At 57.8% G+C, this 20,701-nt stretch carries 16 protein-coding genes and 1 pseudogene; 11 read left to right on the forward strand and 6 right to left on the reverse strand.

The genetic code is table 11. The features are described from left to right. Positions 1 to 221 precede the first annotated feature (221 nt). Positions 222 to 1,280: a VOC family protein gene (locus ACVW0B_RS12630; protein ID WP_457491849.1), complete on the reverse strand. Its 1,059-nt coding sequence runs from the start codon at positions 1,278 to 1,280 to the stop codon at positions 222 to 224. Positions 1,281 to 1,693: 413 nt separating this feature from the next. Here ACVW0B_RS12630 and pflB point away from each other — a divergent pair, with 413 nt between their 5' ends. From pflB to cysW, 10 genes are all read left to right on the forward strand, one after another. Further along, on the forward strand, positions 1,694 to 4,000 hold the full coding sequence (gene pflB / locus ACVW0B_RS12635) for a formate C-acetyltransferase (RefSeq protein ID WP_457491850.1): 2,307 nt from the start codon (positions 1,694 to 1,696) through the stop codon (positions 3,998 to 4,000). An 81-nt stretch (positions 4,001 to 4,081) separates the two neighbouring features. Next, positions 4,082 to 4,492 (forward strand): pentapeptide repeat-containing protein, encoded by a 411-nt coding sequence (locus tag ACVW0B_RS12640; protein WP_457491851.1) that lies wholly within the window; start codon positions 4,082 to 4,084, stop codon positions 4,490 to 4,492. A 225-nt stretch (positions 4,493 to 4,717) separates the two neighbouring features. Further along, positions 4,718 to 5,467, forward strand: coding sequence for a pyruvate formate-lyase-activating protein (gene pflA, locus ACVW0B_RS12645; RefSeq protein ID WP_011431910.1), 750 nt, complete (start codon positions 4,718 to 4,720; stop codon positions 5,465 to 5,467). Between the two features lie 182 nt (positions 5,468 to 5,649). After that, the gene (locus tag ACVW0B_RS12650) at positions 5,650 to 6,060 is read left to right on the forward strand and encodes an OsmC family protein (RefSeq protein WP_414389091.1); all 411 of its coding nucleotides are present in this window, start codon (positions 5,650 to 5,652) and stop codon (positions 6,058 to 6,060) included. Positions 6,061 to 6,152: 92 nt separating this feature from the next. Next, positions 6,153 to 8,783, forward strand: a complete 2,631-nt coding sequence (gene adhE / locus ACVW0B_RS12655; RefSeq protein ID WP_457491852.1) for a bifunctional acetaldehyde-CoA/alcohol dehydrogenase — start codon at positions 6,153 to 6,155, stop codon at positions 8,781 to 8,783. A gap of 10 nt (positions 8,784 to 8,793) precedes the next feature. Next, positions 8,794 to 11,580, forward strand: a complete 2,787-nt coding sequence (locus tag ACVW0B_RS12660; RefSeq protein WP_457491853.1) for a bifunctional acetate--CoA ligase family protein/GNAT family N-acetyltransferase — start codon at positions 8,794 to 8,796, stop codon at positions 11,578 to 11,580. Between the two features lie 258 nt (positions 11,581 to 11,838). Then, complete coding sequence (locus ACVW0B_RS12665) at positions 11,839 to 12,843, forward strand: sulfate ABC transporter substrate-binding protein (protein ID WP_457385683.1); 1,005 nt, start codon at positions 11,839 to 11,841, stop codon at positions 12,841 to 12,843. 174 nt (positions 12,844 to 13,017) lie between these two features. Continuing rightward, positions 13,018 to 14,061, forward strand: a complete 1,044-nt coding sequence (locus tag ACVW0B_RS12670) for a sulfate/molybdate ABC transporter ATP-binding protein (RefSeq protein WP_457491854.1) — start codon at positions 13,018 to 13,020, stop codon at positions 14,059 to 14,061. 6 nt (positions 14,062 to 14,067) lie between these two features. Continuing rightward, entirely contained in the window at positions 14,068 to 14,880 is an 813-nt protein-coding gene (gene cysT / locus ACVW0B_RS12675) for a sulfate ABC transporter permease subunit CysT (protein ID WP_011431904.1), read from the forward strand. Next, positions 14,870 to 15,709: a sulfate ABC transporter permease subunit CysW gene (gene cysW, locus ACVW0B_RS12680; RefSeq protein WP_414389084.1), complete on the forward strand. Its 840-nt coding sequence runs from the start codon at positions 14,870 to 14,872 to the stop codon at positions 15,707 to 15,709. The genes cysT and cysW overlap by 11 nt, the downstream gene beginning before the upstream one ends. A gap of 16 nt (positions 15,710 to 15,725) precedes the next feature. Here cysW and msrA read toward each other — a convergent pair whose 3' ends face one another. Together msrA and ACVW0B_RS12690 are read right to left on the reverse strand one after the other, a co-directional pair. After that, positions 15,726 to 16,394 carry a peptide-methionine (S)-S-oxide reductase MsrA gene (gene msrA / locus ACVW0B_RS12685; protein ID WP_414330118.1) on the reverse strand — a complete coding sequence of 223 codons (669 nt, stop codon included), beginning with the start codon at positions 16,392 to 16,394 and terminating at the stop codon, positions 15,726 to 15,728. 81 nt (positions 16,395 to 16,475) lie between these two features. Continuing rightward, positions 16,476 to 17,408, reverse strand: a complete 933-nt coding sequence (locus ACVW0B_RS12690; protein WP_457491855.1) for an ABC transporter permease — start codon at positions 17,406 to 17,408, stop codon at positions 16,476 to 16,478. A gap of 292 nt (positions 17,409 to 17,700) precedes the next feature. On the opposite strand from ACVW0B_RS12690, the gene ACVW0B_RS12695 reads away from it, so the two are divergent. After that, complete coding sequence (locus ACVW0B_RS12695; protein WP_011431900.1) at positions 17,701 to 18,162, forward strand: sigma-70 family RNA polymerase sigma factor; 462 nt, start codon at positions 17,701 to 17,703, stop codon at positions 18,160 to 18,162. Here ACVW0B_RS12695 and ACVW0B_RS12700 read toward each other — a convergent pair. From ACVW0B_RS12700 to ACVW0B_RS12710, 3 genes and pseudogenes are all read right to left on the reverse strand, one after another. Next, positions 18,117 to 19,310, reverse strand: a complete 1,194-nt coding sequence (locus tag ACVW0B_RS12700) for an RNA-guided endonuclease InsQ/TnpB family protein (RefSeq protein WP_457491856.1) — start codon at positions 19,308 to 19,310, stop codon at positions 18,117 to 18,119. The genes ACVW0B_RS12695 and ACVW0B_RS12700 overlap by 46 nt on opposite strands. Positions 19,311 to 19,574: 264 nt before the next feature. Next, positions 19,575 to 20,360 carry an exodeoxyribonuclease III gene (xth, locus tag ACVW0B_RS12705; protein WP_457385664.1) on the reverse strand — a complete coding sequence of 262 codons (786 nt, stop codon included), beginning with the start codon at positions 20,358 to 20,360 and terminating at the stop codon, positions 19,575 to 19,577. Positions 20,361 to 20,372: 12 nt separating this feature from the next. Then, positions 20,373 to 20,615: pseudogene (locus tag ACVW0B_RS12710) on the reverse strand (GTP cyclohydrolase II); the annotation flags it as partial. Positions 20,616 to 20,701 lie beyond the last annotated feature (86 nt).

Below are 20,701 nucleotides of genomic sequence, written 5' to 3' on the forward strand. Positions count from 1 at the left end.
GTCGGAAGCAGGAACCCGCCGAGACGACTGCGCAAGGAGCCATCCATGCGCAGCGTGGTAGGAATCTCCGGCCTTCAGGCCGGGGAGGATGTCAACGCCTTCCGCATACCCGAATATTGGCTGGAAACTCAGGGGCAATCAATCGTGTTGATTAACTGGAGACATTCCCCTGGTGCTCCCACTGGATCCCTAGAACAAGGGTGTTAGCAGACCAGGGCTTGCTACCGTTGTCGCTGTTGGCGTTCTAGAGCTTCAAACAGGGCTTGAAAGTTGGCTTCGCCAAAGCCTGTGGCTCCACCCAACCGTTGGATGACCTCGAAAAAAAACGTGGGCCGGCCAAACAGAGGCTGAGTGAAGGTTTGCAACAACAGGGGGGGGTGTCGGGAATCAGAGGCAGGCAAGGTGGTATCCAAAAGGAGCTGCTGCTCCACCAAGTCGTGCCAGGAGATGGTGGGCAACCCACCAGAAGGGAGTACTGCTCCAGAGGCCAGCTCCCTTGCCAGGTTTGTGTAGTACTCCGGTGGCACCTGCAGAAAGTTTACGCCTCCCTGTTGCAGCCGGCGCACACTGGCGAAGACATCTGAGCTGTGCAACGCCGCATGTTGCAGGCCAGGGCCATGATGGGCATCCAAAAACTCCTGGATCTGGGAAGCGGCACAGGTGGGCTCGTTGATGGCCAACTGGATCCCGGCTTCAGGATCTCCCACCACCACACTTTCTAGGCCAGAGGTGTTGGTGCGGATGCTATAGCGATACAGAGACCGCCAACCCAGCACCTGCCCATACCAATCCGCCGCTGCCTGCAGGGATCCCTGCTCCACGTTCAATACCAGGTGATCCCAGTGGGAAAACAGGTTCTCCTCAGCAGGGGCTGAATCGGGGATCCCTGAGCCGGGGAGCAAAGAATGCCGAAGTCCATAGGGGGTGCGCAGGCGCAGAGTGGGGCCGCCTTCCTCTTCTGCCGGGATCCACTCCACTTGGGCTCCTCGCCTCTGCAAAAGCTCTGCCAAGCCCAACAGCTCTTGCTCCTCCACCGCCAAGGCCACATCCACCACCCCAGGCGAATGTTGCTGCAAATAGCGATCCACCTCATCCCCGGCGTGAGCCGGCTGAGATAGGCGCAAGCGCAGGGATCCCTGACGCAGACAGAGGGTACTGCCGAGCTGTCCTTCCATTCGGAAGCCCCAAACCTGACAAAAGTGTTCCTGCCAACGGGGCAGATCCCAAAGATAGAAGTGCAGGTGATGGATCCCTTGGACGATTCGATTGGACTGGTTCATAGAGCAAGGCACTGCTAAGGCAAAGGCCGAGTATCCTGACGTTCTCACGGCAACAGACGACCTGGGCCGTCCTACCTCAGCATAGGCCCGCCATTTGCCGATGGAAAAGCGTAAAACAACGTTAAGAAGATATTAAAACAGCATTAAAAAATAGGATGAAAATAAGATTAAAAAATCACGCAACCGAAAATATCCTCAGAGCGCAAGGGACTAAAATTAAATCAGGCGAGGTGTATTTAGAACGCCTAAAAAAGAAACAGAAGAGTTGCTAAAAGCCCTTCGTAGGATCCCTATAAGCCTTGCAGAGATCTATTGGTTCTTTAGCTCTCTTTTAGAGCCTGCGTGGGGCAAAGGCCGGGGTGCTGCCTCGCCCTGTCGATAGATTATCAGGCGTAATAGCCGGGAGGATTGTTATGGTTGCCAGTGTGCAGCGTTCTGTAGCATCACCTACAGAATTGAAGGCGGAACCAAGGACAGGATCCAACGCAGCCGGTCAAAAAGTTTTGAGCGATTTTGCAACGGGAGCCTGGCAGCGCTCCATCGACGTCAGAGACTTTATTCAGCGCAATTACACCCCCTACACCGGTGATGAAACCTTCTTAGCTGCAGCCACCGAGCGCACCCAGCGGCTGTGGGCCAAGGTCAAGGATTTGATGGCTCTGGAGCGAGAGCGAGGGATCCTGGACGCCGATACTGCCGTTCCCTCTACCATCACCAGCCACGCCCCTGGCTATATCGACCCAGAGTTGGAACAAATTGTGGGGCTGCAGACGGACAAACCCCTGAAGCGGGCCATCATGCCCTTTGGCGGCATCCGCGTGGTGGAGTCTTCCCTCAAAGCCTATGGCTACGAGCTGGATCCCCGCACCAAGGAAATTTTTACCCAGTACCGCAAAACCCACAACGACGGCGTTTTTGACGCCTATACCGAAGAGATGCGCCGCTGCCGCCGCTCCGGGATTATCACCGGCCTGCCCGATGCCTACGGTCGGGGTCGCATCATTGGGGACTACCGGCGGGTGGCCCTCTACGGGGTGGATCGGCTCATCGAAGACAAGCAGGCCCAAAAAGCCAGTCTAGACCTGGACACGATGGACGAAGAGACCATCCGCCTGCGGGAGGAGCTCTCCGAGCAGATTAAGGCCCTACAAGAGCTGAAAGAGATGGGATCCCGCTACGGGTTTGACCTGGGCCGTCCGGCAGCCAACGCCCGCGAAGCCATCCAATGGCTGTACCTGGCCTACCTGGCAGCCGTCAAGGAGCAAAACGGGGCGGCCATGTCCTTGGGGCGGGTGTCCACCTTCCTGGACATCTACATCGAGCGGGATCTGCAGGCCGGGATCCTCACCGAGGAAGAGGCCCAGGAGCTCATTGACCACTTTGTTATGAAGCTGCGCATGGTCAGGTTTTTGCGCACGCCCGAGTACAACGAGCTATTCAGCGGGGATCCCACCTGGGTTACCGAGTGCATCGGCGGCATGGGCCTGGATGGGCGGCCTTTGGTTACCAAAACCAGCTTCCGCATGCTGCACACCCTTTACAACCTGGGGCCGGCGCCAGAGCCCAACTTGACCGTGCTCTGGTCGGAGCGGCTGCCGGAAGCCTTCAAGCGCTACTGCGCCAAGGTCTCCATTGAAACCAGCTCCATCCAGTACGAAAACGACGACTTGATGCGCCCCTACTGGGGAGATGACTACGGCATCGCCTGCTGCGTGTCGGCCATGCGCATCGGCAAGCAAATGCAGTTCTTTGGGGCGCGGGTGAACTTGGCCAAGTGCCTGCTCTATGCCATCAACGGCGGTCGGGATGAGATCTCCGGCGAGCAGGTGGCTCCTGCTTTCGCCCCCATCACCGCCGATGTCCTGGACTACAACGAGGTGTGGCCGCGCATGGCGCAGATGATGGCCTGGCTGGCCAAAACCTACGTCAACACCATGAACATCATCCACTACATGCACGACAAGTACTGCTACGAGCGCCTGGAGATGGCCCTGCACGACCGGGACGTGCTGCGCACCATGGCCTTTGGGTTGGCCGGCCTGTCGGTAACAGCCGACTCCCTATCCGCCATCAAATACGCGCGGGTACGGGCCATCCGGGATGAGCGGGGCCTAGTGGTGGATTACGCGGTGGAGGGCGACTTCCCCAAATACGGCAACAACGACGACCGAGTTGACTCCATTGCGGTGCAACTGGTGCAGACCTTCATGGCCGAGCTGCGCAAGCACAAGACCTACCGCAATGCCATCCCCACCCAGTCCATCCTCACCATCACCTCCAACGTGGTCTACGGCAAGAAAACCGGCAACACCCCCGACGGGCGGCGAGCGGGCGAGCCCTTTGCCCCAGGGGCCAACCCCATGCACGGCCGGGACACCAAGGGGGCGGTGGCGTCGCTGGCTTCGGTGGCCAAGCTGCCCTACGACGACGCTCTGGATGGGATCTCCAACACCTTCTCGATTGTGCCGGCGGCCCTAGGTCGCACAGCGGAGGAGCGGGTTGCCAATCTAGTGGGGCTGCTGGATGGCTACATGCGGGATGGCGGTTTCCACCTCAACGTCAATGTTCTCAACCGCGAGACCCTGCTGCATGCCATGGAGCACCCGGAGCTCTACCCACAGCTCACCATCCGGGTTTCCGGCTATGCGGTGAACTTCATCAAGCTCACCCGCGAGCAGCAACTGGATGTCATTAACCGCACGTTCCATCAACACTGCTAAAAGACCAGCCTGGGGATCCCTGAAGTCCGCCCATACCGGGGTCGATGGAAGGGATCCCCCATCGATAACCGAGGAGGCCCGATGATCATGACTGTTTGTAGCGCTGCGGATCTGGTCAGCCAGTATGCCTCAGGACGGCGCGATTTTCGGGAGATCGATTTGCAGGGGGCTGAGCTGCAGGGGATCCATTTGGCTGGCGCCGATCTCAGCTATGCCGATTTCAGTGGGGCCAACTTGGCGGGGGCCAATTTGCGGGGGTGCGATCTCAGTTTTGCCGACTTCAGCGGAGCCAACCTATTGGGAGCCGATCTGCGGGGATGTCTCCTCTTTGGCAGCGATTTTCGAGAGGCCCTCTTAGAAGGCGCCCTGCTGGATCACGCAGATGTCGATGCCTATACCCATTTCCCGAAGGATTTTGATCCCAAGGCCCACCGCCTGCACGGCATCACGGTGGATACCTCCGTGCCTAGCCCACACGACCCATCGGTCTGAGCTGGGTGGGATCCCCAAGCTGCCCTTTCGGCTTTTTATCCCCCTTTCTCCCTTCCAGCCAGGATAGCAGCGGTCTAGCTAAAAGACCCTAGGGATCTAAAAAAATCTAGTCCCAACCTAATCCAAAGAGAAATGGAAACTGTGTTCTATTTAACCTGAGTTAGCAATCTGGAAGAAAACCTCAAGATTGATTGATATTTTGCAAAAGTCATCCAGGATAAAAGTATGGATACCGTTATGAACCCCCTGACACCAATTGCTGGGCGCATTCACTCGGTGGAAACCTGTGGCACCGTCGATGGGCCAGGAATCCGCTTCGTAATTTTTACACAGGGTTGTCCACTTCGCTGTTTGTATTGCCACAACCCTGACTGTCGGGATCCGCAGGCGGGACAGCTTGTTACGGTTGAGTCTTTAATTGCCGAGATCCAACGTTACAAGAATTACTTGCGAGGGGGGGGAGTTACGGCTACCGGGGGAGAGCCTTTAATGCAACCCACCTTTGTAGCTGAGATCTTCCGTCGCTGTCATGAGTTGGGCTTGCACACGGCTTTGGATACTTCTGGCTATGGGCAACTGGAAGCAGCCAAGCCTGTGTTGGAGCATACAGATTTGGTGTTGCTGGATATCAAGTCTTATCTGCCGGAGCTGTATCGAAAGGTCACCGGCGTTTCGCTAGAACCCACTCTTAATCTGGCCCGCTATTTAGACCAGATCCACAAGCCCACCTGGATTCGTTTTGTGCTGGTTCCCGGCTTGACGGATCCCGAGGAAAACATTAAGGGTCTGGCCGAGTTTGTGGCCACCTTATCCAACGTGGAGCGAGTGGAAGTTTTGCCCTTTCACAAGATGGGGGAATACAAATGGCAGCAATTGGGATTGCCTTACACCCTTGCCGATGTCGATCCACCCACACCCGAACAGGTGAATCACGCCTTACAAATCTTTCGGGATCAAGGACTGGTGGCTATTTGACAATTCTGCAGTTGCGGCTTGGGTCAGCATAGCCAGGTCATGCTCAGATCCGAAGTGATTCACAGTTAATCTCTGCACCGTCTCCAGATTGGCCCTGAGCTGACTGGAATCCAAGTTGATCCCCAGGCTAACTTTACGGACTCTATGTGAACTGAAGAATACCCCAAGAGGAGGGATCCCCAATGGAAGTTTGCGTCACCTACCGCGATGGTGTTCAGTTCCAAGCGGAAAGCCGAGGGCACCGCATTCTCAGCGATCAGCCTTTGGACAACCACGGTCGAGATCAGGGAATGACGCCGCCGGAATGGTTTTTGGCTTCTCTGGGTGCCTGTGTTGGTTTTTATGCCGTCAAATATCTGGAAGCGCGACAGTTGGATCCCAGTGGGTTGGCTGTGGTGGTCACGGCGGAGAAAGTTGAGCATCCGGCTCGCCTAGACAACATTCACATTCGTGTAAAAACTGGGATCCCGCTGGACGGAAGGCATCAAAAGGGGCTGGAAAAAGCAGTTGATGCCTGCATCATTCACAATACGCTCACCCATCCTCCCACCCTGACCACCGAAATCCAAGTTCCTGCTCCTGTTGGCGCCTAGATTGCCATTCGGGTTATTCGACTATTTCCAACTATCCGATTGTCAATTGTTCCTATCGTCTAAGTCTTGATGAGTTTTGGAGGGATCCACCGATGCCAGTAACCAATCTAGCCGAGCTGGAAACCTTGATCCAGCAGGTGAAGGCTGCCCAAGCTGAATATGCAACTTTCACCCAAGAACAGGTAGACCGGATTTTTCACAGAGCCGCTCTGGCTGCCAACAACGAACGGATCCCGTTGGCCAAGCTGGCGGTACAGGAAACCGGCATGGGTATTGTGGAGGACAAGGTGATCAAAAATCACTTTGCCTCGGAATACATTTACAACAAATACAAACACGAGAAAACCTGCGGGGTTATCGAGCGGGATGAGAGCTTTGGCTACGAGCGCATTGCTGAACCAGTAGGGCTTTTGGCAGGTATTGTGCCGGTAACCAACCCCACGTCAACGACCATTTTCAAGGCTCTGATCACCCTAAAAACCCGCAACGGCATTATCTTTTCCCCTCATCCCCGCGCCAAAAAATGTACTATTGCCGCAGCCAAAGTGGTTAAGGAAGCTGCCGAGGCAGCGGGCGCTCCTGTGGGGTTGATCGGCTGGATCGACGAGCCCACCATCGAGCTGTCCCAGGCTTTGATGCAGCATCCTGAGGTGAAGCTGATCTTGGCTACCGGCGGGCCTGGCATGGTTAAAGCGGCCTATTCTTCGGGCCACCCGTCTTTGGGGGTGGGAGCGGGCAATACCCCGGCAGTGATCGATGCCAGTGCCGATATTCCCATGGCTGTCAGCTCGATTTTGTTGAGCAAGACCTTCGACAACGGCATGATCTGTGCCTCAGAACAGGCAGTGGTGGTGGTGGATGCCATCTACGAGCAGGTCAAGGCCGAGTTTCGCCATCGGGGGGCCTACATTTTGGATCTGGAACAAACCGAAGCCGTGCGCCGCATCCTTCTCAAAGACGGTCGCCTCAATCCGGCCATTGTGGGCCAGTCGGTGCAGACCATCGCTGCCCTGGCCGGTATCCAGGTACCCGAAGGCACCAAACTGCTGATTGGGGAAGTGGAGAAGGTGGGGCCGGAGGAGCCCTTCTCCTACGAAAAATTGGCCCCTGTTCTGGCCCTCTACCGCGCCAACGATTTCCACAGCGCCGTAGATGTTGCTGTCCAACTGGTCAATTTCGGCGGGCGGGGACACACCTCTGTTTTGTATACAGATCCCGCCAATCGAGACGATATTGCCTACTTTGAGAATGCCCTGCAAACCGGTCGAGTCTTGATCAACACTCCCTCTTCACAAGGGGCCATTGGGGATCTCTACAACTTCAAGCTGGATCCCTCTCTGACCTTGGGCTGTGGCACTTGGGGGGGCAACTCTGTCTCCGACAATGTGGGGCCGCATCACCTGCTCAACCTCAAAACCGTGACCCAACGCCGGGAAAACATGCTCTGGTTTCGGATCCCGCCCAAGGTTTACTTCAAGCCCGGATGTCTACCCATTGCTCTGCGGGAATTGGCCGGCAAAAAACGCGCCTTTTTGGTGACCGATAAGCCGCTCTTTGAACTGGGCATGTTGCATCCCATCACCCAGGTTTTGGATGAGATTCGCGTGAGCTGGGATGTGTACCACGATGTAGAGCCGGATCCCACCCTCAGCAACGTCAATCGCGGTCTGGAGCAGTTGCGCCAGTTTCAACCGGATGTGATCATCGCGGTCGGCGGGGGATCCCCGATGGATGCGGCCAAGGTGATGTGGCTGATGTACGAGCAGCCCCAGGTGGAGTTTGATGGCTTGGCGATGCGCTTTATGGACATCCGCAAGCGGGTTTACGAGCTGCCCCCACTGGGGCAAAAAGCTCAGCTCATCTGCATCCCCACCACTTCCGGCACGGGATCCGAGGTAACGCCCTTTGCCGTAGTGACCGATGACCGGGTGGGGATCAAATACCCCCTGGCGGACTACGCCCTCACCCCCACCATGGCCATTGTGGATCCGGATCTCACCTTAAAGATGCCCAAGAAGCTAACGGCTTATGGCGGCATCGATGCCCTCACCCACGCTCTGGAAGCCTATGTGTCGGTGATGGCCAGCGACTTTACCGATGGGCTGGCCCTGCAGGCCATCAAGCTCCTGATGACCTACCTGCCGCGGGCCTACGAGAAGGGCGCCGAGGATCCCGAAGCGCGGGAAAAAGTCCACTACGCCGCCACCATTGCCGGCATGGCCTTTGCCAACGCCTTTTTGGGGGTGTGCCACTCCCTGGCCCACAAGCTGGGATCCACCTTCCATCTGCCCCACGGCCTGGCCAATGCCCTGATGATCACCCACGTCATCCGCTACAACGCCACCGACGCCCCCTTTAAGCAGGCCATCTTTCCCCAATACCGCTATCCCAACGCCAAGCACCGCTACGCGGAAATTGCCGATTACCTACAGTTGGGCGGGGCGGATGACGATGAAAAGGTCATGCGCCTGATTGAGGCCATCGAAGAGCTCAAGCGGAAACTGGAGATCCCGGCCACCATTCGCGAGGCCCTGGGGGAGAAAGAGCGGGAGTTTTACGACCGTCTGGAGGCGATGGCGGAGCAAGCCTTTGACGACCAATGCACCGGCGCCAACCCCCGCTATCCCCTCATTCAAGACATGAAGGAGCTGTACGTTTTGGCCTATCGGGGCTGCCGGGTGGATTCTGCTCTCTACCACCAGCCGGAACCAGTGTTGGCCTAAGGAGTAGGGTATGTGGCAACGACTGGATCCCAGTGTGGATATCTGGAGGGCCCGATCCCATCCCCTGAATCCCATTTTTCTGCCCCGTTCGGTGGCGGTGGTGGGGGCCACGGAGCGGGAGGGCAGCGTGGGGCGGACGGTGTTGTGGAACCTCATTAGCCACCCCTTTGGCGGCACGGTTTACCCGGTCAATCCCAAGCGGCACCAGGTGTTGGGGATCCGGGCCTACGAGCGGCTGTCCGCTCTGCCGGAGCCGGTGGATCTGGCCATTATCGCCATTCCGGCAGCGGGGGTGCCCAAGGTGGTGCAGGAGTGCGTAGAAGCCGGGGTCAAGGGCGCCATTGTTCTTTCAGCAGGCTTCAAGGAAACGGGCCCTGCTGGCTGGGAGCTGGAGAAGCAAATTCAGCAGACTATCCAATCGCGTCAGCGGGACGGAGTCCTTGGGAAGCTGCGCTTGATTGGCCCCAACTGCCTGGGGATCCAAAACCCCCACACGGGCTTAAACGCCACCTTTGCTGCCCAGATGGCCCGGCCCGGCAATGTGGGCTTCATCAGCCAAAGTGGGGCCCTGTGCACCTCGATCCTGGACTGGAGCCTGCAGGAAAATGTGGGCTTCAGCGCCTTTATCTCCCTGGGATCCATGCTGGATGTGGGCTGGGGAGACTTAATCGACTACTTGGGCGAGGATCCCCATACCCACAGCATTGTCTTGTACATGGAATCCATCGGGGATGCCCGCTCTTTTCTGTCCGCGGCCCGAGAGGTGGCCCTGAGCAAGCCCATCATTGTCATCAAGGCGGGGCGCACCCAGGCGGCAGCCCAAGCAGCCGCTTCCCACACGGGCTCCCTCACCGGCAGCGACGCAGTGTTGGATGCGGCCTTCCGCCGTTGCGGCGTGCTGCGGGTGGATCACATTGAAGATCTCTTCGACCTGGCGGAGGTGCTGTCCAAACAGCCCCGTCCTCAGGGCCCTCACCTGACCATCCTCACCAATGCCGGCGGGCCAGGGGTGCTGGCCACCGATGCCCTCATCCGCGCCGGGGGATCCCTGGCCCAGCTCTCCCCCCAAACCCTGGAGCAGCTTAACCAGCTCTTGCCCCCCCACTGGAGCCACGGCAATCCCATTGATATTTTGGGGGATGCCGATCCGGAGCGCTTTGCCCAAGTTTTGGAAGTGGTGTTGCAAGATCCCGACAGCCAGGGCTGTCTGGTCATCCTCACCCCCCAAGCCATGACGGATCCCACGGCCACTGCCGAGAAAGTGGTGGAGACCTGGCGGCGCAGTGGATCCCGGCAGCCTATCCTGGCCAGTTGGATGGGGGGAGCTGGCGTGGATGCGGGCGAGCACATCCTCAACCAAGCCGGGATCCCCACCTACCGCTACCCGGATCAAGCGGCGCGGGTGTTCGGCTATTTGTGGCGATTTAGCTACAACCTCAAGGCCCTCTACGAAACCCCCACCCTGGCTCCCACCAGGCCAGTGGAGCAGGAAAAAGTGCAGCAAACCCTTGCCCAGGCGAGGCGGGAAGGCCGCACGCTTCTCACGGAGGTCGAATCTAAGGAAATCCTGGCCGCCTACGGGATCCCCGTGGTGCCGACGCGGGTGGCCGAGAGCCCCGAAGCAGCAGTGGAAGCTGCCGAGGCCATGGGTTACCCGGTGGTGGTGAAGCTCTACTCCCACACCCTCACCCACAAAACCGATGTGGGCGGCGTGCAGCTCAACCTGCCCGATGCTGAGGCGGTGCGCCGGGCCTTCGGGCAAATCCTCCGCAACGTCAGCGAGAAAGCGGGGCCGGAGCACTTCCAGGGGGTCACGGTGCAGCCGATGGTGGACACGGATGGCTATGAGCTGATCCTGGGGAGCAGCCAGGATCCCCAGTTTGGGCCGGTGTTGCTGTTTGGCAGTGGCGGACAACTGGTGGAGGTGTTTCAGGATCGCTCCATTGGCCTTCCCCCCCTCAACACCACCTTGGCGCGGCGCCTGATGGAAAACACCCTCATCTACAAGGCCCTCAGGGGGGTACGCGGACGCCCAGCCGTCGATCTGGAGGCCCTGGAACAGCTCTTGGTGCGCTTTAGCCAACTGGTGGCCGAGCAGCGGGAGATTAAAGAGATCGACATCAATCCGCTGCTGGCTTCCAGCGAGGGCCTGCTGGCTTTGGATGCCCGCGTCATTTTGCGAACCGAGCAGGATCCCCAGGTGCCCTTGGCCATCCGCCCCTATCCCACCCAGTACATCTGGAGCTTCCGGGACGGCATCACCATTCGCCCCATTCGCCCTGAAGACGAGCCTTTGGTGATCGATTTTCACCGCCACGTCTCCGATTACAGCGTCTATCTGCGCTACTTCCACCCGATCAAATACAGCGCCCGCATCGCCCACGAGCGCCTTACCCGCATTTGCTTTAACGATTACGACCGCGAGATTGCCTTAGTAGCAGAAAAACAGGAGCCAGAGGCCAATCGCGTCAGCGGGACGAAGTCCTTAATCCTCGGCATCAGCCGCCTCTCCAGAAAACATGGCTTTCCCCAAGAAGCAGAGTTTGCCATGCTGGTGGCGGATCCCTACCAACGGCAAGGGATTGGCACAGAGCTGTTGACCCGCCTCATTCAGGTGGCCCGCTGCGAAGGGATCCAGCACCTCACCGGCGAGGTTCTTTGCGAAAACGAGGCCATGCGCCGCCTGTGTCAGCGGCTGGGGTTTCAGTTGCGCCCTTCTCCAGAGGATCCCGGGATCCTCAAGGCTGCTCTGGCTTTAATCTCCGATCCGCCAATCCTCGCCACCTGCTCCCCCTAGAGATCCCCAGAGAACTAAAAACGGTTTACCGACTGGCTTACCGTAGAATAAGACGGGAAGAGTCCTGGCGCTGGTCCCCTCCCCTTTTGGGAGGGGGGTTGGGGGTGAGGGCGGACTCCCTCTGAGGAGGAGGAGAAGTTTTTGGGGATTGCTATGAACACTGAAGGGACACCTGCGAACAAATGGGGGATCCCCTCAGCAATCGAGGTGGTCTGGTCTGGGAGAGTTGGGGCCGGGATCCGCAGGCTGCCGGTGAGCATGGGGCGGTGGCTGGGGATGGGATCCCTAATTTTTGGCCTTCTTCTTGGCCTCAGTGGTTGTGTCAGCGGTATGGGCTCAGGGGGATCCAGAGAGGAAGTAGCGATTCTCCTGGCCTCCTTTGCGGTAACTCGAGACGCTTACCGGAAAATCGTTCCTGCCTTTGAGGCCCACTGGCTGGCGAAAACGGGGCAACGGGTGCGCGTAGAAAGCAGCTACGGCGGCTCAGCAACGCAATCGCGGGCAGTTATTGACGGGCTGGATGCCGATGTGGTGGCCTTGGCCCTGGCTTTGGATGTGGAGCGCCTCGTGGCTGCGGGTCTCATCCAGCCGGGATGGGAAGCCCGTACCCCCAACCAAGGGATCGTTACCCGTTCGGTGGCAGTAATTGTAACGCGGGAGGGCAACCCCCAGGGGATCCGCTCTTGGCAAGATCTGGCTCGGCCCGGCTTGCAGGTGGTTACCGCCAACCCCAAGACCTCAGGGGGCGCCCGCTGGAACTTTTTAGCCCTCTGGAGCGCTGTCCCTGAACCCCAGGCTCTGGCCTTCACCACCCAGGTCTACAAGAATGTCCGCATTTTGCCGCGGGACTCACGAGAGGCCACCGATGTTTTTTTCCAAAAAGGGCAAGGGGATGCCCTGCTCACCTACGAACATGAGGTGATCTTGGCCAGCCTGCGCGGCCAATCCCTGTTCTATGTGGTGCCGGATCCCAACATTTCCATCGACAACCCCGTAGCCGTGGTGGATGCCAATGTGGATCGCAAAGGCACCCGTGCCGTGGCCGAAGCCTTTGTGGACTACCTATTCACCCCAGAAGCGCAGCGGGCCTTTGCCGAGGTGGGCTTTCGCCCGGTGGAGCCGACGGTGGCCCAAGAGTTTGCCTGGCGGTACCCTCCTGTTGAGAAGCGGGTTACCGTCGCCGACCTGGGCGGCTGGGAGGTTGTCCAAAGCCGCTTTTTTGCCGATGGGGCCTTGTTTGACCGCATCCAAGCTCAGTTGTAGGGAGTCTCCCTTGTTTTGGATCCCCGTTCAAGTTATCCTGGGAGCTGTATCAACGGTTTGTTGACAGGTTTACCGTAGATTAGCCGCGAGTTTAACTGCCCTCACCCTCTCCAGAAGACTCAGCCGGCAACCATCCAGCAACTTCTCAGGCAAACCACTAGCTAGGCAGAACCTATGGGTATCACCATCGAAGGGGTATCGAAGCGTTTTGGCGAGTTTCAGGCCCTTCACCCCACCGATCTCACCATTCCTACGGGATCCCTGGTGGCCTTGTTGGGGCCGTCGGGTTCTGGCAAATCCACCCTGCTGCGTCTCATTGCCGGCCTAGAAAAGCCGGATACGGGGCGGATTTTCCTCACCGGGCGGGATGCTACCCATGCCAGCGTTCAAGAGCGCAACATTGGTTTTGTCTTTCAGCACTATGCCCTGTTCAAGCACATGACGGTGCGGCAGAACATCGCCTTTGGCTTGGAGATCCGCAAGGCTTCACGGGCCGAGATCCGGGCGCGAGTGGATGAGCTGTTGGAGCTGGTGCAGCTATCGGGGTTCGGGGATCGCTACCCCTCTCAACTCTCTGGGGGGCAGCGGCAGCGGGTGGCCCTGGCCCGCGCTTTGGCGGTGGAGCCGCAGGTGTTGTTGTTGGATGAGCCCTTTGGGGCTCTGGATGCCAAAGTCCGCAAAGAGCTGCGCAAATGGCTGCGGCGCCTGCACGACGAGGTGCATGTGACAACGGTATTTGTAACCCACGACCAAGAGGAAGCCATGGAGGTGGCGGATCAGATCGTGGTGATGAACCAGGGGCGGATCGAACAGGTGGGATCCCCGGCAGAAATCTATGACCATCCAGCTACACCCTTTGTGATGAGCTTTGTCGGCCCAGTCAACGAGCTTTCTCCCCGTTCCCAACTCTCCTGCCAGCTTCCCGAGGTGCAGACCGGCCCGCATCAGCTTTTTTTGCGCCCCCACGATGTGCAGATTGAGGTCAACCCCGGCAGCAGTGGTGTTTCTGCCCGCGTTAAGGAGATCATCCACCTGGGTCGGGAGATTCAGGCGGAGCTGATTCTTAGCGATGGCGGATCCCTGTGGGCCCATCTCAGCCGCGAGCAATATGCCAACCAACCCCTGCAGGTGGGGCAGCAGGTCTATGTGCGCCCCAAGGTGGTGAAAGCCTTTCCCGTCAAAAAAACCGAGATGACCGCAATGCCGGTGGGAGCTTGAGAAACGTTGCTGCAAGCTTTGTCTCAACTGTCTTGGCCGTGGCGGCTGACCCTGGGCTATCTCTTCTTGATGTTGATTCTGCCGCTGGCTGCCTTGATTGCCAAGTCCAGCAGCGTGGGCTGGGCGGAGTTTTGGCGGATCGCGACGGATCCCGTGGCCCTCTCCGCCTATGAAGTTACTTTTGTAACCGCGTTGCTGGCGGCTCTGATCAACGGCGTGATGGGCACCCTGACTGCCTGGGTGCTGGTGCGCTACGCCTTCCCCGGCAAAAAGCTTCTCGAGGGGTTGATCGATCTGCCGTTTGCTTTGCCCACCGCCGTGGCCGGCCTCACCCTGGCAACGGTTTACAGCAGCAACGGCTGGATTGGATCCCTTTTGGCCCCCTTGGGGATCCGCATCTCCTTTACCCGCTTGGGGGTGGGGGTGGCGATGCTGTTTATTTCTTTTCCCTTTGTGGTGCGGACGGTGCAGCCGGTGTTGCAGGAGCTGGAGAAAGATGTGGAAGAGGCAGCCTGGAGTTTGGGGGCTTCCCGCTTTCAGACCTTCCGGCGCGTGGTGCTGCCCCAGATCCTGCCGGCAGTGCTCACCGGGGTGGCCCTGGGGTTTTCCCGCGCCGTTGGGGAATACGGCTCTGTGGTGATCATCGCTTCCAGCATTCCCTTTCGGGATTTGATCGCGGCGGTGCTGGTGATTCAGCGGCTGGAACAACACGACTATGCCGGGGCAACGGTGATCGGAACGGTGATGTTGGGGATCTCTTTCCTGTCGCTGGTGGTAATTAACCTTCTGCAAGCCTGGGGAAGTCGCCATGAAACCTAAGGGGGTATCGGGTGTCAAGCCGGAGCCATCGACAAACCCTTGGCTGTCGGGCCTGTTGATCGGGATCGTCGGGCTCTACATCGCGCTGCTGCTGGGGATCCCGGTGGTGAACATCTTCTATCAGGCGTTTCGAGAAGGGATCCCAGCCTTTCTCCATCGCCTGACGGAGCGGGAGTTGCTCAGTGCCCTGCGGTTGACGGTGCTGACGGCGCTGGTCGTTGTGCCCCTCAATACCTTTTTCGGCCTCTGTGCCGCCTTGGCCATTGCCCACCGGCGTTTTCCGGGGCGGGCGCTGCTGCTGAGCCTGATCGACTTGCCCTTTTCCATTTCCCCGGTGGTGGCCGGCCTAATGCTGGTGCTCATCTTCGGGCGTCAGGGTTGGCTGGGATCCTGGAACTTGCGGGTTATCTTTGCATTTCCGGGCATTGTGTTGGCAACGGCTTTCATCACCCTTCCTTTTGTGGCGCGGGAAGTGTTGCCGGTGTTGGAGGAGGCAGGCACCGACCAGGAAGAAGCCGCCAAAACGCTGGGGGCGACCCCCTGGCAGATCTTCTGGAGAATCACCCTGCCCAACATCCGCTGGGGCCTTCTGTACGGTGTCATCTTGACCAATGCCCGCGCCATGGGGGAGTTCGGCGCTGTGGCTGTGGTTTCCGGCAACATCATTGGCCGCACCCAGACCTTGCCCCTGTTCGTGGAAGATGCCTACCGCAGTTATGCCACCGGCTCAGCCTATGCGGCGGCGGTGGTGCTCTCCTTGCTGGCGGTGGTAACCCTAGTGGCTAGGGAGTTCCTTGAGCGGGGATCCCATTCCCGCCGGATCTTTTGATCCGTCAGGGTGTGGATCAGACGGGCTCGGTGAGGATCTCTGGCAGACAAACCTTAGTGCCCCCCAGGCCGCAGTAGCCGCGCGGATTCTTGGCCAGATATTGCTGGTGGTAGTCTTCGGCGTAGTAAAACTCAGGCGCGTCTAAGATCTCGGTGGTGATCTGGCCGTAGCCGTGGGCGGTCAGGGCCTGCTGATAGAGATCGCGGGTTTTTTCCGCCAGCTCCCGCTGCGCCGGAGAATACACATAGATGCCGGAGCGGTATTGGGTGCCCACGTCATTGCCCTGGCGCATCCCCTGGGTAGGGTCGTGATTTTCCCAAAACACCTTCAGCAGTTGGGCATAGCTGACCTGAGCCGGGTCGTAAACCACCCGCACCACTTCGTTGTGGCCGGTCAGGCCAGTACAGACCTCTTCATAGGTGGGGTTGGGGGTAAACCCGCCGGCATAGCCCACCGCTGTGCTGAACACCCCTGGCACCTGCCAAAACTTGCGCTCTGCCCCCCAGAAGCAGCCCATGCCAAACATGGCCAGCTCCATGCCCTCGGGAAAAGGCGGCTGCAGCGGATGGCCATTGACAAAATGCCGATTCACGATCACCATCGGCTCGGCCCGGCCCGGCAAGGCTTCTTCCGGTTTGGGCAGGGACAGTTTCTTGCCAAGTTTGCCAAAGCCAAAGAGCACCATAGGGACAGCCCGATACATTCGTTAACAGTTACCAGCCTAGCTCAGTTGGCTCCTCATGTGTTGGAAAAATCCTTGATCGGGTCAGCTCACCGATTCAAAAGCCCCCAGCCGCTTGGCCACTAGCAAATAGACGGTCATGATCCCCATCGGCACAACCGTGAAGGCTGCCGCCAAGGGAATGTTGCCAGAGGTGCCCTGAAAGGCGAGAACTGCCTGCCCGATGAAATAGCTGGAATTGCCCAGAGAATAAGGCACCACAAAATCTCCTAGCGTTAAGGAAAAGGTGAAGACCGACCCGGCCAGGATCCCTGGCAAGGCGAGGGGAAGAGTAACATGGCGGAACGTTTGCCAACCCTGAGCTCCCAAATCTGCAGAAGCCTCAATTAAGCTATCAGGCACTCGCTCCAAAGCCGCCTGGATCGGCAGAATCATATAGGGCAGCCAAACATAGAGAAACACCAAGAAAATACCCAAGTTGGATACGGCCAGCGATGGCCCACCGATCCCGGGCAACTGCAAAATCTTTTCTACCCAGCCCTGTAGGCCCACATGGGCGAGTAGGTAGGTGAGGATCCCTTCTTTGGCCAGGATCAACTTCCAGGCATAAACCCGAATCAAATAACTAGACCAAAGCGGTAGGAGCACCAACAAGTACAAAAAGCCCTTCCAGCGAGGAGAGGCCAGTCTGACCATGGTATAGGCCAGAGGAAAAGCCAACACAATGGCAGCCAAAGTGACTGCCAAAGCCATAGTCAAGCTGCGGACAAAGATATCCACATTGGCCGGAGTGAGCAGCTCTCGATAGGTGGCCAAAGTAAACTTTCTCAGGATCAGGCCGGTAAAGGGATCCAGATGATAAAAACTTTGCAGCAGCAGCGCCAGCAGCGGCCCCAAGTAAAAGACCAGCAACCAAATGAGAGGTGGCCCCAACAGAATGGCAAGGGTGAGCGTCGGGTGACGATAGAGGAATCCAAACAGATCGGGTTTATCGGTTATCTGAGTTGTTTTGGCCATGGCCAGGCAGGCATGAAGATCAGCTTTTCATTCCCTCTTTTTGGTGTTATTGGAATTGTAGGTCGACGAGCCAATAGAATTCAACAGAATTGGGATTGAGAAAGTGCGAACAGGCAAGAGGGATTGGCTTGTCTACACCTGCCGGCGGGTATCCTTTGAGGGAAAACGGCAATCAGAAGATGCCGGTATCTTGGCGGGAAGTGGAGGGCCATCGTAGACAGGGATCCTTTGAACCTTTTGGGGGCATTGGGAGTCAGACAAAGCAAGGTTGAGAACAAGGGAGCGTCCTCTCGTGCAGGCGGCAAAGGATACATCCGATTGGGAGCTGATCCAGCGCTGCCTCAACGGCGACAGCCAGAGCTTTCGCCAACTCTACCGCAAATACCAGCAGTCGGTACGGAATATCCTCTATCCCTTGTGTGGAGCCGATCTTTTGGATGACCTGGTACAGGAAGTGTTTATTCGTGCCTGGAAAGGGTTGCCTCGGTTTCGCGGCTCGGCCCAGTTTTCCACTTGGCTGTATCGCATCTGCTGGAATGTGGCCTCAGATCAGCGACGGCGCTGCGCCCGGCAACACTCCCAAACCCAAAACCTGGCCCTCGGATCGGATATCGCTCACCCTGGCCCCGACCTGATGCACTTGCACTACCAACAGGCTCTACAGCAAAGCATGGCTCAGCTCAGCCCCGAACACAGAATGGTTGTAAACTACCCGACCCTGACTGCTTCGCAGTACAGGGCGGGCTTTCGGTAGCCCTGCAGTTGGCAAGCCAACCACGAACCTCTAGGCTGGTTCACAGCAGCCCCCAAAAGCGCAATTACGTTTGCACCATTCAAGTCCGCATCTCCTTCCCATCCACAGTGCCCACACTTAAACTTCTTTCCACTGCGGTAGGATTGCGCAGGGTCGGGATGAATGTGCAAACACCGGTGGCAGGTCTGCGACGTGTAGGCAGGCGGCACAAGAATCAGAGCAACCCCCGCACGCAGAGCCTTGCACTCCAAAAATTGACGGAGTTGATAAAACGCCCAACTGTTGGCCCTGCGCCGTTCGGCTTTGCTGCGTGGCTGTTGATTGACTCTTTTCCGGATCCCTGTCAAGTCTTCCAGAGCAATAGCGCTGTTGGTAGCTTTTGCCCTAGAGACAATAGCTTTGGAGATGCGATGATTGACCCACGTTTGAAAGCGTCTCTCCTTGCCAGACAGCCGTTGCAACAGTTCTCTGCATCTGCGCCGCGAACTGCGTGTGCCCTTACTGGCTTTGCGTTGGAGTACCGCCCTCAGCTTGGAGTAGTGGTCTCGGATTCGGTTCAACTGCTGTCCATTCCAGTTGTCCCCCTCTGACGTATGGGCAATATCCGTCCTTCCCAAATCCACGCCCAGCACTCTATCCGTGCCTTGCGGTGGGGATGGCTCCGCTTCCACACAGATCTGAATAGAGTAGGAGCCGTCTTTACGCTTGACCAGAGTGGCAGATTTGGGATTGGAGCCTGCCAACTGTTCTCTCTGGTAACGGCCAATCGCCAGCTCAAAGCGCTCCCGACCCTCCACCGTGGTCAGCGACACCGTCCAGTCTTTCTCGCGGAACGAAAAGATACGGGCATCGTAGGTCGCAAAGCCTCTCTTGAACGCTTTGACCGGACGGTTTTTCTGTCGGGCAACTTTACGGGCACCGGCCAGCCGTCTGCAGACCTGCTGAGCCAAGTTACTGGATAAGCCGAACCGAGCGCGAATCTGGTAATAGCAAAGGGACTGGAGTTTGACTGCGTTGACTACTTTTTCTGGTGTGTTTTGGTTGACCCAGTTCAACGCCTGCACAAAGGCATCCATTGTCGCATCCAACTTTGCGGCTTGCGACTGGGACACCTTGAGCTTGCAGGAGACGGTCAGGACTTGAGTCATGGTTCTATCATAACTTCCGCATTCCTCCCGACACTGACCCTACGGGTACAGTGCGGGGCTCCTGCGATTTCTAGCTGAAAATTCTCGAAGAGGCCGCTCCATTTTAATTGGATGGCTGGTTGGTATGAGCTGTTATGGTCATTTAAACAGGAATGAAACATTTCCGCCTGGCTCCCCTCTTCCTCTGAGAGAAGGGGTGAAGGCAGTGGCAGGGAGCGTTTGGGGAGTGTCTCAACCTAGCTTGAAATGACTATAACAAGGCGCTTAAATATCCAGGGCAACAATGACAGGGGCATGATCGCTGGGTTTTTCCGCCCGCCGTGGCTCAACATCGATCCAGCAAGCGGTGGCTTTCTCCTGTAGCTCACGAGACAGATAATGATGATCAATGCGCCAGCCGCGATTCCTTTGAAACCCCCCCGAGCGATAGTCCCACCAGCTAAAATGGCCGGGATCGGGGGTGAACTTGCGAAATGCATCCTCAAACCCCAAAGCCAAGATCTCCCGCAGGGCTTGTCGCTCCGGTTCGGAAGCCATGATTTCTCCCGCTTTTTGGGGATCGTAAATATCCCGATCTTCCAGGGCAATGTTAAAGTCCCCGCAGAGCAGGATGGGATCCCCTTGGCTCAGGGCAACGGCGAGGTAATCCTTCAGCGTGGCTAGCCAGCGCAATTTATAGGCGTATTTTTCCGATCCCACCTCAGAACCGTTGGGCACATAAAGGTTGAGAATACGGATCCCGCGGTAGATGGCGCTCATCAGCCGCTTTTGCTCGTCCAAATCTGCCGCCGAAGGCAGCAGCGCACCAAACCCCCGTTCTACTTTTTCCGGGGGATCCCGGCTGATCAGAGCCACACCGTTGTAGGACTTTTGCCCGTAGACCTCCACATGAAAGCCCCGCTCCTGAAAGGCCGCCCGGGGAAAGTCTTCATCCACCACCTTAGTCTCCTGCAGGCAGAGCACATCCAGGGATCCCTGGCTGTCCAGCCAAGCCAAAACCTGAGGCAGCCGGGTGCGAATGGAGTTGACATTCCAGGTAGCCACTTGCATGAGGGATCCCGCTCACTCCACCAAGGCTCTTCCTCGGATTTGGGCCAGCCGCTCCGCATCCAGTACCTCACCCTCAGTGTAGTAGCCGGCAGCTTTTTTGGCCTCGATCTCCACACGGGCATCCGCCGGGATCAGCTCTTCTGGGATGGGCACCCGCTGCAGAACCTCAATGCCGGAGTTGGTGATGGCTCGATACTTGAGGTCGCTCATGGAAATCAGGCGATCGATTCGGGTTATGCCCAGCCAATGGAGCATGACTCTAGTCAATAATAAGCTCAACTATACTGAAAATAATGTATAATATGTTCAGTACGGATTACTACCAGTTGATCTTTCTGTTT

The sequence above is a fragment of the Thermostichus sp. MS-CIW-23 genome, from assembly GCF_054059455.1.

Excerpts from the sequence above, each read along its gene's own strand:
- ACVW0B_RS12630 (WP_457491849.1), bottom strand. The coding sequence starts at position 1,280 with ATGAACCAGTCCAATCGAATCGTCCAAGGGATCCATCACCTGCACTTC.
- xth (WP_457385664.1), bottom strand. The coding sequence starts at position 20,360 with ATGCAAGTGGCTACCTGGAATGTCAACTCCATTCGCACCCGGCTGCCT.
- ACVW0B_RS12650 (WP_414389091.1), top strand. The coding sequence starts at position 5,650 with ATGGAAGTTTGCGTCACCTACCGCGATGGTGTTCAGTTCCAAGCGGAA.
- ACVW0B_RS12700 (WP_457491856.1), bottom strand. The coding sequence starts at position 19,310 with ATGACTCAAGTCCTGACCGTCTCCTGCAAGCTCAAGGTGTCCCAGTCG.
- pflA (WP_011431910.1), top strand. The coding sequence starts at position 4,718 with ATGGATACCGTTATGAACCCCCTGACACCAATTGCTGGGCGCATTCAC.
- ACVW0B_RS12640 (WP_457491851.1), top strand. The coding sequence starts at position 4,082 with ATGATCATGACTGTTTGTAGCGCTGCGGATCTGGTCAGCCAGTATGCC.
- ACVW0B_RS12665 (WP_457385683.1), top strand. The coding sequence starts at position 11,839 with ATGGGGCGGTGGCTGGGGATGGGATCCCTAATTTTTGGCCTTCTTCTT.
- pflB (WP_457491850.1), top strand. The coding sequence starts at position 1,694 with ATGGTTGCCAGTGTGCAGCGTTCTGTAGCATCACCTACAGAATTGAAG.
- msrA (WP_414330118.1), bottom strand. The coding sequence starts at position 16,394 with ATGGTGCTCTTTGGCTTTGGCAAACTTGGCAAGAAACTGTCCCTGCCC.
- cysW (WP_414389084.1), top strand. The coding sequence starts at position 14,870 with ATGAAACCTAAGGGGGTATCGGGTGTCAAGCCGGAGCCATCGACAAAC.
- ACVW0B_RS12670 (WP_457491854.1), top strand. The coding sequence starts at position 13,018 with ATGGGTATCACCATCGAAGGGGTATCGAAGCGTTTTGGCGAGTTTCAG.
- ACVW0B_RS12660 (WP_457491853.1), top strand. The coding sequence starts at position 8,794 with ATGTGGCAACGACTGGATCCCAGTGTGGATATCTGGAGGGCCCGATCC.
- ACVW0B_RS12690 (WP_457491855.1), bottom strand. The coding sequence starts at position 17,408 with ATGGCCAAAACAACTCAGATAACCGATAAACCCGATCTGTTTGGATTC.
- adhE (WP_457491852.1), top strand. The coding sequence starts at position 6,153 with ATGCCAGTAACCAATCTAGCCGAGCTGGAAACCTTGATCCAGCAGGTG.